Source organism: Pseudomonas oryzihabitans NBRC 102199, assembly GCF_000730625.1.
GTDB classification, from domain to species: Bacteria; Pseudomonadota; Gammaproteobacteria; order Pseudomonadales; family Pseudomonadaceae; genus Chryseomonas; species Chryseomonas oryzihabitans.
In genome coordinates this window covers 698,964-711,392 of sequence record NZ_BBIT01000005.1, presented here as the reverse complement: position 1 = coordinate 711,392, position 12,429 = coordinate 698,964, and the positions used below count along the sequence as shown (strand labels likewise).

The 12,429-nt window shown below is 68.3% G+C and carries 10 protein-coding genes; 5 read left to right on the top strand and 5 right to left on the bottom strand.

Features of this window, described 5'->3' with window-relative positions:
- Positions 1–69: 69 nt before the first annotated feature.
- From POR01S_RS09520 to POR01S_RS09505, 4 genes are read right to left on the bottom strand one after another with little or no spacing between them, the layout of a single operon-like run.
- Positions 70–669, bottom strand: coding sequence for a PqiC family protein (locus POR01S_RS09520; protein WP_042135355.1), 600 nt, complete (start codon positions 667–669; stop codon positions 70–72).
- Positions 666–2,312: a PqiB family protein gene (locus POR01S_RS09515; RefSeq protein ID WP_042135353.1), complete on the bottom strand. Its 1,647-nt coding sequence runs from the start codon at positions 2,310–2,312 to the stop codon at positions 666–668. The genes POR01S_RS09520 and POR01S_RS09515 overlap by 4 nt, the downstream gene beginning before the upstream one ends.
- Positions 2,296–2,937, bottom strand: coding sequence for a paraquat-inducible protein A (locus tag POR01S_RS09510; protein ID WP_115945141.1), 642 nt, complete (start codon positions 2,935–2,937; stop codon positions 2,296–2,298). The genes POR01S_RS09515 and POR01S_RS09510 overlap by 17 nt, the downstream gene beginning before the upstream one ends.
- A complete protein-coding gene (locus POR01S_RS09505) occupies positions 2,934–3,575 on the bottom strand; it encodes a paraquat-inducible protein A (protein WP_027603063.1) in 642 nt (213 codons plus the stop codon). The genes POR01S_RS09510 and POR01S_RS09505 overlap by 4 nt, the downstream gene beginning before the upstream one ends.
- A 213-nt stretch (positions 3,576–3,788) precedes the next feature.
- Here POR01S_RS09505 and POR01S_RS09500 point away from each other — a divergent pair, with 213 nt between their 5' ends.
- The 5 genes from POR01S_RS09500 (at position 3,789) to POR01S_RS09480 (ending at position 10,409) form a co-directional block, all read left to right on the top strand.
- Complete coding sequence (locus tag POR01S_RS09500) at positions 3,789–4,787, top strand: ArsR/SmtB family transcription factor (RefSeq protein WP_042135348.1); 999 nt, start codon at positions 3,789–3,791, stop codon at positions 4,785–4,787.
- 116 nt (positions 4,788–4,903) lie between these two features.
- Complete coding sequence (metK, locus tag POR01S_RS09495) at positions 4,904–6,094, top strand: methionine adenosyltransferase (RefSeq protein WP_027598218.1); 1,191 nt, start codon at positions 4,904–4,906, stop codon at positions 6,092–6,094.
- Positions 6,095–6,264: 170 nt separating this feature from the next.
- The gene (locus POR01S_RS09490; RefSeq protein ID WP_027598217.1) at positions 6,265–6,894 is read left to right on the top strand and encodes a phosphatase PAP2 family protein; all 630 of its coding nucleotides are present in this window, start codon (positions 6,265–6,267) and stop codon (positions 6,892–6,894) included.
- Positions 6,895–7,048: 154 nt separating this feature from the next.
- The gene (locus POR01S_RS09485) at positions 7,049–8,098 is read left to right on the top strand and encodes a polyamine ABC transporter substrate-binding protein (RefSeq protein WP_042135346.1); all 1,050 of its coding nucleotides are present in this window, start codon (positions 7,049–7,051) and stop codon (positions 8,096–8,098) included.
- The gene (locus tag POR01S_RS09480; RefSeq protein ID WP_042135345.1) at positions 8,085–10,409 is read left to right on the top strand and encodes a putative bifunctional diguanylate cyclase/phosphodiesterase; all 2,325 of its coding nucleotides are present in this window, start codon (positions 8,085–8,087) and stop codon (positions 10,407–10,409) included. The genes POR01S_RS09485 and POR01S_RS09480 overlap by 14 nt, the downstream gene beginning before the upstream one ends.
- 51 nt (positions 10,410–10,460) lie before the next feature.
- Here POR01S_RS09480 and POR01S_RS09475 read toward each other — a convergent pair whose 3' ends face one another.
- Positions 10,461–12,398: an autotransporter domain-containing SGNH/GDSL hydrolase family protein gene (locus POR01S_RS09475; RefSeq protein WP_042135343.1), complete on the bottom strand. Its 1,938-nt coding sequence runs from the start codon at positions 12,396–12,398 to the stop codon at positions 10,461–10,463.
- Positions 12,399–12,429 lie beyond the last annotated feature (31 nt).

The following is a 12,429-nucleotide window of genomic DNA, read 5'->3' as shown; positions in this document are numbered from 1 at the left end:
GCAGAGGCAGAGCGAAAGGGCCATCATTCTGGCCCAGCCAGGGCACTTCCAGCAATCGGCGCGGTCGCTTCAGCCCGCCGGGCAGACTGTCGCGCCGTCGGCCACGAAGGCGCGCGCCACTGGTTCTATACGCCGGGCCAGGGCTGCCAGGGCCTGGCGGTGCGCTGCGACGACCTCGGCATAGGAGGCGCCGGCGGGCTGGCTGATCCGGCTGCCGCAGGTGAGCACCCGCTCCCCGCCCGGCTCGGCCAGGCGCAGGATCCAGAGCGCGTCCTGCTGGACGCCGCGCCCGGGCTGCGAATCGAAGCGCTGCAGATCCACCTTGATGCGCAGCACCGGGGCGCCGCTGCCGCGCGGGGCATCGCCCAGGTCCAGGGTGCCGAGGTCCCGCGACAGGTCGGCGGACAGGGCGCTGCGCACCTCGTCGGCCAGGGGCGCGATCCAGCGTTCGTTTTCCAGCAGGGCGATGCCCTCGCCCTGGCGCACCACCAGCTGCGGCTGATCCACCTGGGGCGGCACCGAGACGCCCTGCAGGGCGAAGCGGAAGTCCGCCGCGCGCGCCTGGCTGGCGGGCTCCGCGGCGCTGGTCAGGGTGTGGTAGTTGAGCGGCGCCTTGGACGAACAGGCGGCCAGCAGCAGGGGCAGAGCCAGGCAGGTCAGGCGCTTCATTGCAGTTTTCCTTTGGCGGGATCGCGGGAGCCCGGTTCGAACTTGGGCGGCGGATCGGTCACCAGACCGCGGATCAGGGATTCCGGATGGCGACCGAGGTAGTCGCCGAACACGCGCAGGGAACGCGCCATGCGCTGCATCTCTTCCAGGGTCTGGGTCAGATTCTGCTGCACCGGGGAATCCGCGCCCAGGCTCTGGCTGGCGCTGCCGGTGAGTTGCTGCACGCCCATCAGGGTGGTGGTCAGCTGCGGCAGGACCCCGGCGTTGAGCTGCTTGAGGGTGCCGCTGAGCTGCGCCAGGCTGGTGTCGAGATTCTTGCCGATGGAATCGAAGGGGATCTTGTCGATCTTGTTGACGATGCCGGCCATCTGCTCCTGCAGGCGATCGAAGCTGCCGGTGACGGTGGGGATCGACAGCGGCTTGGCCTGGGGATCGAAGGCCACCTTGGGTGCATTGGGCACGAAGTCGACGGAAATGTAGAGCTGGCCGGTCAGCAGGTTGCCGGTGCGGGCCTGGGCGCGCAGACCGCGGGCCACCCAGCCGGCGAACAGCTTGCCGTCGCGGTCCTTGGTTTCGATGCGCTTGCCGACGTCGCCCAGCCGCTGGGGATAGATGACCGCGCCGACGATCAGCGAGAAGCGATCCTGGGCATCCTCGTAGTCGGGGGTCAGGGAGACCACCCGGCCGACGTTCATGCCGAGAAATTCCACCGGCGCCCCGGTGGCGAGGCCACGCAGCGACTGCTGGAATCTCATCCGCACATAGAAGGGCTCGCCATCCGGCGGCGCCAGGGCGCTGGCCTGGTCGTCGAACAGGGTGAAACTCTGGTCTTCGTCGGCCTCCTGCGGATCCTTGGGCCATTCGGGGGTGACGAAGGCGATACCGCCTGCCACCACCGTGGCCAGCGACTGGGTATTGAGCTTGAGGCCGGAGGCGCTGAGCGAGACATCGACCCCGCTGGCGTTCCAGAAGCGGCTGTTGGCGGTGACGAAGCGGTCATAGGGCGAATCCACGAAGATCTGCGCGCTGACGCCCTTGCCGTCCTGGTTGAGGTGGAAGGACACCACCCGGCCGACCTGGATGCGCCGGTAATAGACCGGCGAGCCGACGTCCAGCGAGCCGATGTCGTCGGCGGTGACGATGAATCTCTTGCCCGAGGCGCCGTGAATCAGCGCCGGCGGCTGCTCCAGACCGCGGAAGTCGCGATGGGACTCGGTGGAATCGCCGATGTCGGCGCCGATGAAGGCGCCCGACACCAGGGTGTCGACCCCCGAGACGCCATTGACGCCGAAGCGCGGCCGCACCACCCAGAAGCGCGCGTCCTTGGTGGCGAAGCCCTCGGCGGACTTTTCCAGCTCGATGGTGGTGATCACCCGGTTGCGATCCGGTGCCAGCTGGATGTCGCTGACGGTGCCGATCACCACGTTCTTGTACTTGACCTGGGTCTTGCCGGCTTCCAGGCCCTCGGCGGTGAGAAAGGTCACCGTGATGGTCGGCCCGCGCGAGGCCCAGCTGTGGATCACCATGGACAGCCCGATCAGGGCCGCCACGATGGGCACCAGCCAGATCAGCGATACGCTCCAGCGACTGCGGCGTACCTCGGGGGTAGGCGCCAGGGCGTCGGGTTCATGCCTGTCCGTCATCGTTCACCTCTGCATCCCAGATCAAGCGGGGATCGAAACTCATCGCGGCGAGCATCGTCAGCACCACCACGAAACCAAAGAACACGATACCCAGGCGCGGCGCCGCCGAACTCAGGGCACCGAAGTGCACCAGCGCCGAGACCAGGGCCACCACGATCACGTCGAGCATCGACCAGTAGCCGATCAGCTCGACGAAGCGATAGAGCCGGGCGCGCTGGGCGGTGGCCCAGTCGCTGCGGCGCTGGCAACTCACCAGCAGGGTCCCGAGCACCAGAAACTTGATGGAGGGCACCGCCACGCTGGCGATGAAGATCACCAGGGCGACGCCCCAGGAGCCGTTCTCCCAGAATTCGATCACCCCCTCGAGGATGGTGCTTTCCGTGCCGCGGCCCAGGGTACCGGTGAACATCACCGGCAGGGTATTGGCGGGGATATAGAGGATCAGCGCGGCGAGCAGATAGGCCCAGGTCTTGGCATAGACGTTGGGCTTGCGCCGGTGCAGCGCCGAGCCGCAGCGCGGGCAGCCGGCCTTGTGCCGGCGCGGCGCGGTACAGACCTTGCCGCAGACGTGGCACAGGCACAGGCCGAGTTCGTCGGCGCGCGGCGGCAACTGCGGCGCGCTCAAGACTCACGCTCCCCGACGGCGTCCCACAGCGGGTGCAGGTCGCGCTTGGCGATGATCAAGAGGACCACCATCAGCCCGACCATGCCGAACAGCCCCAGGCCCACCACCACGTGCAGCAGGCCGGCCAGCTTGATCACCGCCACCAGGGCGCCGAGCACGAAGACCTCGATCATGCTCCAGGGCCGCAGGTAATGCAGGGTGACCATGGCCGTGGCGAAGCCGGGGGCACGGCGGCCGAGCTGGGCGAAGCCGAGCACCCAGAGCAGCAGCAGGATCTGCAGCAGCGGCACCACGAAAAGGGTCATGGCCACCACCAGCGCCATGGGGCCGGCGAAGCCGCGACTCATGGCGACCACCGATTCCAGCAGGGTCGCCTCGCTGTGCAGGCCGCGAAAGCTGAGTTGCAGGATGGGCCCGACATTGGCGATCACGAACAGCACCGCCGCGGCGATCGCCAGCGCCAGCAGACCCTGGATGTCCAGGCGGCTGGCACGATAGAGCAAGGCGCCACAGCGCAGACAGTGCGCCCGCTCGCCGGCGGCGAGCGGCTCCAGGCGATGCACCGAATCGCAGTGCTCGCAGATCACCAGGCGCGTGCCGGCGGCAGGCGCGGAAGGGGACGGTGGCTGGACGGACATGGGTTACCCGGTGACGCTCCTGGAAGAGGGCTGCAGGTTGGACGCGCGAGTCTCGCGGTCGTTACCGCAACGTTGCGAAGACCGCTGAGCAAAAGGCCCCGGCATCTTACCTTCCTCGACGAAGGTATGCGCGGCCCACCGCCATGGACAAGTATCAAAACTTTTTGATGCTTTTCTTGCGAGGCCCGGGATGGGTCTCTAGACTAGCGCCCCATGAATCCGCTCCGCGTGCCGGCGCTCGGCCAAGAACCAGGAGATACCCTCGCCGCCCTGTGCAAGGCCGGCGGCGATCCCCTGCGCCTGAACGTTCTGCGCGCCCTGCACAGCGCCTCCTTCGGCGTGCTGGAACTGGCGCAGATCTTCGCCACCGGCCAGTCCGGCATCAGCCACCACCTCAAGGTGCTGGCCCAGGCGCAACTGGTGGCCACCCGCCGCGAGGGCAACGCCATCTTCTATCGCCGCGCCCTGCCCCGCCCCGGCAGCCTGGGGGGCGCCCTGCACGCCGCCCTGCTCGAAGAGGTGGACGCCCTGGACCTGCCCAGCGCCGTGCAGACGCGGATCACTGAGGTGCATGCCCAGCGCGCGGCGGTGAGTCGCGACTTCTTCGCCCGGGTGGCGGAAAAATTCCAGGCCCAGCAGGACCTGATCGCCAGCCTGCCGCAGTATCGCGACGGCCTGCTCAGCCTGCTGGACGCCCTGGCCCTGGATCCGCGCGGCTGTGCCCTGGAGGTGGGCCCGGGCGACGGCGCCTTCCTGCCGGACCTGGCGCGGCGTTTCGCCCGGGTGGTGGCGGTGGACAACAGCCCGGCCATGCTCGAACTGGCGCGCCAGCGCTGCCAGCGCGATGGCCTCGCCCATGTCGAACTGCAACTGGCCGACGCCCTCGCCGAGCCGCTGCCAGCGGCCGACTGCGTGGTCCTCAACATGGTCCTGCACCACCTCGCCGCGCCGGCGGAGGCGCTGCAGCAGCTGGCGCGGCGCGTGGCGCCGGGCGGCAGTCTGGTGATCACCGACCTCTGCCCCCACGACCAGACCTGGGCGCGCGCGGCCTGTGGCGATCTCTGGCTCGGCTTCGACCAGGACGAACTGGCGCGCTGGGCCCAGGCCGCCGGCCTGCAGGCGGGCGAAAGCCTCTACCTCGGCCTGCGCAACGGCTTTCAGATCCAGGTGCGCCAGTTCGCGCGCCCGGATCAGGGAAACACCCCGTCATGAGGCCAACCGGCCAGTGGCGGGCGGACCCGACGCTCAAGGGCGTCATGTCCAGCAAGGAAACTGCTGTCTCGACCGGCCTGCGGGCCCCTACCCCTTGGTAATTTAGGAACCATTCGATGAGCGAATATTCCCTGTTCACCTCCGAGTCCGTGTCCGAAGGCCATCCGGACAAGATCGCCGACCAGATCTCCGATGCCGTGCTCGACGCCATCATCACCCAGGACAAGCACGCCCGCGTGGCCTGCGAGACCCTGGTCAAGACCGGTGTGGCCATCGTCGCCGGCGAGGTGACCACCTCCGCCTGGGTCGACCTGGAGCAACTGGTGCGCGACGTCATCGTCGACATCGGCTACGACAGCTCGGACGTGGGCTTCGACGGCGCCACCTGCGGCATCGTCAACATCATCGGCAAGCAGTCGGTGGACATCGCCCAGGGCGTCGATCGCAGCAAGCCGGAAGACCAGGGCGCCGGTGACCAGGGCCTGATGTTCGGCTACGCCTGCAACGAGACCGATGTGCTGATGCCCGCGCCCATCACCTTCTCCCACCGCCTGGTGGAACGTCAGGCCGAGGCGCGCAAGTCGGGCCTGCTGCCCTGGCTGCGTCCGGACGCCAAGTCCCAGGTGACCTGCCGCTACGACGGCGGCAAGGTGGTCGGCATCGACGCCATCGTGCTGTCCACCCAGCACAATCCCGAGGTCAAGTACGCCGACCTGCGCGAAGCCGTGATGGAGCTGATCGTCAAGCACGTCATCCCCGCCGAGCTGCTGCACAAGGACACCCAGTTCCACATCAACCCGACCGGCCAGTTCATCATTGGCGGCCCGGTGGGTGACTGTGGTCTGACCGGCCGCAAGATCATCGTCGACAGCTACGGCGGCATGGCCCGTCACGGCGGTGGCGCCTTCTCCGGCAAGGACCCGTCCAAGGTCGACCGCAGCGCCGCCTACGCCGGTCGCTACGTGGCCAAGAACATCGTCGCCGCCGGCCTGGCCGATCGTTGCGAGATCCAGGTGTCCTACGCCATCGGCGTGGCCCAGCCCACCTCCATCTCGATCAACACCTTCGGCACCGCCAAGATCAGCGACGAGAAGATCGTGCAGCTGGTGCGCGAGCATTTCGACCTGCGCCCCTACGCCATCACCACCATGCTCGACCTGCTGCACCCGATGTACCGGGCCACCGCGGCCTACGGTCACTTCGGTCGCCATCCCCAGGAAATCACCGTGGGCGATGACACCTTCACCACCTTCACCTGGGAACGCACCGATCGCGCCGCCGCCCTGCGCGCCGCTGCCGGTCTGTAAGACGCCTCCCGGCAGACAGCCCCGCCACCTCCGGTGCCGGGGCTTTTTTCTGGGTCTGCAACCGGGGTCCCAGCGCTTTCTTGCACCAGTCCACAGGCTGGCACGGGCGATGCAACCTCTGGGCGTGCGGTGGTCAGAATGCCTCGTCTTCTCCAGGAGTGTGCTTATCCATGTGGCTGTTCATCACCAACTTCGGCGATTCCTCGGTGATGCTTCCCTGCGCCGTGCTGATCGCGCTCTGGCTGCTGGCCGGTCTGTCGGCGCGGGCGGCACTGCTCTGGCTGCTGCTGTTTGGTGCGGCCAGTCTCAGCGTGGCCCTGTCGAAGATCGCCTTCTTTGGCTGGGGCCTGGGCATTCCGCGCCTGGACTTCACCGGCTTCAGCGGTCACTCCATGCTGGTGGGCAGCGTGCTGCCGGTCCTCGGCTGGCTGCTGGCCAGCCGGGCGCGGCCGTCGCTGCGGCTGACCGCGGCCGCCCTGGGCGCGCTGTGCGCCCTGCTCATCGCCGTCTCGCGGGTGGTGCTGGGCTATCACTCGATCTCGGAAGTGGTTACCGGCCTGCCCATCGGCTACGCCGCCAGCGGCAGCCTGCTGTGGCTGCTGCGGGGCCAGGAGGTCAATCTCAAGCCGCGTCAGGCCGCGCTGGGCGCCAGCCTGCTGCTGTTGCCCCTGCTGTTGCTGCATGGCACCAATGCGCCCACGCAACGGGTGCTGGAGCGTCTGGCGGTGAAATTCGCCGACGAGCAGAATCCCTGGACCCGCGCCCATCAGCGCGCCGGGGTGGCGCCGCTGCAGAACTGAAGGTCAGAACTCAGCGCGTGCAATAGACGGCGCCCGCGGCTGGCGAATACGCGGATGACTCCTAGACTGGCAAGAGCCCCGACGTTCGCGGGGTGAACGTCAGGGCCTTGCGGCCCCTCCTAGTTAAGTCAGTCCTTGCCGCCGAGTCGTCCGCATGCGCTACTGCCTCCCCCTTGTCTGCAGCCTGGTGCTCACCGGGCTGCCCGCGTCACCCGTGGCGGCTGCCGAGCCCTTGCGGCTCTATACCTGGGAAGGCTATTTCAGCGACACCCTATTGCAGCGCTGGGCCAAGGCTCATTCGCCCGTGCAGGAAATCCATTTCGACAGTAGCGACGTGCGCGATGCCACCCTGGCACGCGGCGATGCCGATCTCGACCTGGTGGTGATCAACGAGGTTAGCGCCACCCGCCTCGGCCAGGACGGCCTGCTGATGCGCATCGATCCCCAGCGCCTGCCTCATTTGAGCGAGCTCGATCCGCGCTGGCGCCAGAGTTGCGGCGACTATGCCGTGCCCTACGTCTGGGGCACCCTGGGCCTGCTCTACCGCAGCGATCGCCTGGCCCAGGCGCCCTCGTCCTGGCAGCCGCTGCTGCAGCCGGAGCCGGCCGTGCACGGTCATATCGCCATGCTCGAAGACCACGACGACCTCCTGGTGGCGCCTCTGATCACCCTCGGCGCCGCCATCAACAGCGACGACCCCGAGTTGCTCAGACGCAGCTTCGCGCTGCTCAAGGCCCAGGCCCCGGCGGTGCTGACCTATCAGTATGTGGTCAGCGCCCTGCACAATCCGGCCTACAGCGATCGCATCGAGCTGGCGCTGGGCTATAGCGGCGACCAGCACCTGCTCAATGCCGCGACGCCCGGGCAGCCCTGGCGCTTCGTCACGCCGCGCGAGGGCAGCCTGCTGTGGGTGGACTGCGTGGCCCTGCTCAGCAGCTCCCGGCACCAGGCCTCCGCCTGGCGCTTCATCGATTTCCTCAACGAACCGCGCAATGCCGTGCTGGCGACCGAGGACCTGCACCTGGCAACCCCCAATGCCGGCGCCCTGCGGCTGCTGTCGGCAGACCTGCGTCAGGATCCCAGCCTGTTTCCCCCCGATGAGGTACTCGCCCGCAGCCAGGTCTTTCGCGAAGGTCCGCCCGACACCTTCCAGACCCGGCAACGCATCGGCAGTGCTCTAGTAGGTCGCCATGACGCTCAATAGACGCGCCCTGCTGCTGATCCTGCCGGTCGCCCTGCTCTGCAGCCTGACCCTGGTGGGCCTGGGCTACACGGTCCAGCGCGAAGCGGTGATCGGCCTCGAACGCTCGCGGGTCAACCATGACCTGGCGGCGCTGGAAACCACCTATCGCGAGTACGACCACTTCAGCCGCAACCTGCTCTATGCCCTGTCCAACAGCGCCGCCCTGGGCAACTTCCTGCGGCAGACCGAGGTGCCCTATCGCAACGAAGCCCTGGGTACCCAGCTGCAACTGGCGGTGCGCCAGCTGGCCGGCGACGATGCGCCCAGCCATATCTCCCTGGCCATCGCCCGCCCCGACCTCAGCCTGGCCTACTACTACGAACGCAGTGGCGATCCCTTCGCCCAACTAAGCGCTGCCCAGCGACAACTGCTCGAACGCCTGGCCCAGGAGCCGAGCGGTCCGCTGGAGCGGCGCGACTATCTACTCGACGAACAGGGGCGATCACTGCTGGTGGCGACCACTTCACTGCTGCCGAGCACCGCCGGACCGCCCCTGCCGGGTCAGCGCGGGCTGGCGATGACGCTGCAACTGGCGGTCAGCCCGGACCGGATGGAGGCCATGCGCCGTACCCTCGAGCAGAGCTATGGTGCGCCCCTGGAATTCAGCCGGACGCTGCCCGTCCGCACCAGCGATTTCACCGCCGTCGAGCGCCTGTCGCCCGATCTCTATGTACGCCTGACCCCGAATCCGGGGCACCTGGACCGGGAATTGCGCCGTCTGGCGATCGCCTACTTCAGCGGCGGCCTGCTGGTGACCCTGGCCTGCATCCTGGTCCTGATCCTGCTGATCCGCCGCTATATCACCCGGCCCATCGCGCGGCTGGACAGTCAGCTCACCGAGGTGCTGGAAGGCCAGCGCCAGGCCCTCGAAACCGGCGACGAACCCGGCGAGATCGGCCATCTGGGCGCCAACATGAAGCGCCTGCACGACAACAACCTGGCCATCCTGGCGCAGTTGCGCACGGCCCTGCGCACCGACGTCCTCACCCAGATCGGCAATCGTCGCTACTTCCAGCTCATGGGTGAATCCTGGCTGGCGGGCAAGCCGGACGGCCGCCATATCGCCCTGCTCTATTTCGGCCTCGATCACTTCAAGTCGGTGAACGACAGATTCGGCCACGAAGTGGGCGATGAGCTGCTGCAGGCCGTGGCCCGGCAGACCCAGCAGCAGCTGGAAGCCTATCAGGCGGGCAACGAGCTGGTGTTCACGCGCCTGGCGGGCGATGAATTCGCCATCCTGCTGCGCGGCCCGGCGGCGGCGACCGACGCCCTCGCCCTGGGCCAGCAGCTGCAGCAGAACCACGACAACGGCACCCTGGTTGGCGAGCGGCGCTATGCGGTGACCCTGAGTATCGGCCTGGCGACCCCCGAGGCCCCGCTGGACCTGGCCGACCTGCTGGCCCAGGCCGACTTGGCCCTGAACCGGGCCAAGAACGAAGGCGGCAACCGCCTGGTGCACTTCACCCCGGAACTGGCCGCGCGCCAGCGCCGCCAGGATCTGCTGGACGAGCACCTGCGGCGCATGAACCCGGACGAGGAATTCCATCTCGTCTACATGCCGGCGGTCGACAGCAACGGCCAGGTGCGCTCCGCCGAAACCCTGCTGCGCTGGAATTCGCCGCGCCTCGGCCCGGTATCACCGGCGGAATTCATCCCCATCGCCGAACGCCAGGGGCATTTTCGCTGGATCGATCGCTGGGTCGTGGATCAGGCCTGCCGCGAATACCCGGCGCTGCAGGAGGTGCTGGGCAGCGACCTGGTGCTGTCCATCAACCTGTCGTCGGCGCAACTGGATCAGGCCGACATCGTGCCCTATCTGCGCGAGCGGGTCCGCCACCACCGTGTCGATCCGGCCCGTCTGGAACTGGAATTCACCGAGACCTTCGCCGCCGAGCTGAACGAGCGGACCCTGGGGCTGCTGCATGAATTGCGCGCCGAGGGCTTTCGCGTGGCCATCGACGATTTCGGCGTCGGCTACACCTCGATCCAGCAGGTCACCGACTATCCCGCCGATACCATCAAGTTCGACCGGCTCATCGTCGAGCGCCTCAGCCAGCCCGGCAACCAGGCCAGCCTGGATGCGCTCATCGCCTTCTGCCATGCCCGCGACGCCCAGGTGATCGCCGAGGGCGTGGACACCGAACTCAAGCAGCTCTGCCTGCAACAGGCCGGTTGCGATCTTCTGCAGGGCTTTCTGGTCTGCCCGCCGCGCCGTCTGGACGAGTTGCGCGACTGGCAGCGCCAGCGCCTGGGCGATCCCAGCCGGGTCTAGCCACGACGCCCGCTGACAGCCTGTCAGCGGGCCTTGCCCGCAGCGCGGCGGTTAGAAGTCCAGTGACAGGCCCAGGCCCACGCCCTGCTGATGGCTATCGCCCGCGCCGGCATAGCTGTAGCCACCGCGCAGGGTCAGTTCCGGGGTCAGCCGCTGGACCACGCCCAGGCTCAGTCGGGTGCGGTCGCTGTCGGGCTGGTAGCCGTCCAGGGTGTAGTCCAGACCTGGCACGCTGTTCAGGCGCATGGTCACGTCGCGGGTGCCATCGGCGAATTCCCGCTCGCGACCCAGGTCGGCGAACAGCGCCGTGGACGGGGCGAGCTGCCAGCGCCCCTGCAGACCCAGCCCCAGCCGCCGCGAGGTGCTCGACTGGTCGTCGAACTCCAGCGCCGTGGCGTCGTTGCCGCGCTCGCGATAGCCATCCACCTGGACGCGGGCATAGTCGGCGCTGAGATAGGGACTCAGGTGCCAGGGACTGCCGGCCGCCGCCAGGTCGTAGCCCAGCCGCGCCGAGAGGGCGCGCAGATCGCCGTCGGTGTCGCCCTGCTCGCTGCGGGTGGTCGGGCCGAGGGCGAAACGGCGGCTCAGGTCGTCATAGTCCAGCCGGCCACCGGTGGCGGTGAGATCGCCCCAGAGGCGCTCGCCCTGGTACTGGGCGAAGGCGCTAAGCAGATAGCTGTTGAGGCGATAGCTGGAATCGGCCGCGCCGGGCTCCAGGCGCTGGCGCGCGACACCGGCGGCCACGCCGAGGCGCCATTCCTCGCTGAGCCGATAGTTGCCACCCAGGTCCAGGCTGTAGCCGTTGCCATCGCCGCCGGCGGTGCTGCGCTGGTCGTCGACGTCCAGGCGCCGCGCGCTGGTATCCACATAGCCCTGCCAGCGCCCCACCGGCTGCCAGGCATGCCAGTCGCCCAGCCAGCGCTGATGCAGGCCGTCCTGGTGCGCCCTGAGCGTGGACTGGGCCATCTCCGGCAGCAGCGTGACCTCCCAGGGCGCCGCCAGCAGCGAATAGGCGTAGTCGGCGATCAGCCGCTGGCCGGTGATGGTCGGGTGGACGCGATCGTTGAACAGCAGCTGGCTGGGATCGGCCGCCGCCGCGCCCAGGCCATAGGTGGGGTTGCGGGTGCAGCTGTCGCCACTGAAGCAGGTGCCGGTCAGATTCTGCCCGCTGGCCAGGCCATAGCGGCCCGGTTCGGCCACCACCTCGGCCAGCAGCTGGGGCACGTTGAGGCCGATAATCTCGGCGTCGATGCCGGCCAGGCGCGCCACCAGCGCCTGGTTGTAGACCCGACTCAGGGCCGAGCTGGCCGCCTGTTGCGGCGAACCGGCCAGGGCCGGGGTCTGACCGATGTCGGGCAGCAGCCAGACCACCATATAGCGGGCGCCGGCCTGCTGCAGCGCAGCCACGCCGTCACCCAGGCGATTGGCCGCGGCCGCTGCGGTGGCCGGCGAGGTGACCAGTCCCTGGAGGAAGTCGTTACCCCCGCCGCTGATATAGAACAGGGTGTTGGGATCCAGGCTCAGTCCCTGGCTGGCGAGGCCGGGCAGGTAGCCGTCACGGCTGCGCAGGGTCAGGCCACCCACCGCCACCACCGAGCCGTTGCGCGCGGTGATGGAATCGCGGATCTGCGCCGTGGTGTAGCCACCCGTGGCCCAGTTGTCGCCATCGCTCAGGCCGATCCGCTGATTGATCAGCGAGGTCGAGGCGTCCAGGGTACGGACATCGAAGCCCAGTTGCTGGCCGAGCAGGATCGAGGACACCGGTCCGGTCACCGCGCCGCTGGCCTGGCTGTAGCCGGGACCGACGCGGTTGGTGAATCTGAGGCTGGCGCCCGTGACCTCGGTATCGGGAAATTGCCCGGCATCGAGCAGACTGTCGCCGAACACGGTGAAGCCACTGTAGGGATTGGGAGCCGCCTGGGCGGTTGCCGCGAGCGCCGTGGCCAGGGCGATGGCCAGCGGCAGGCGTTGCCTGAGGAAAGATGTCATGCCTGCATCCTTGATTGTTGTTATCGGGGCA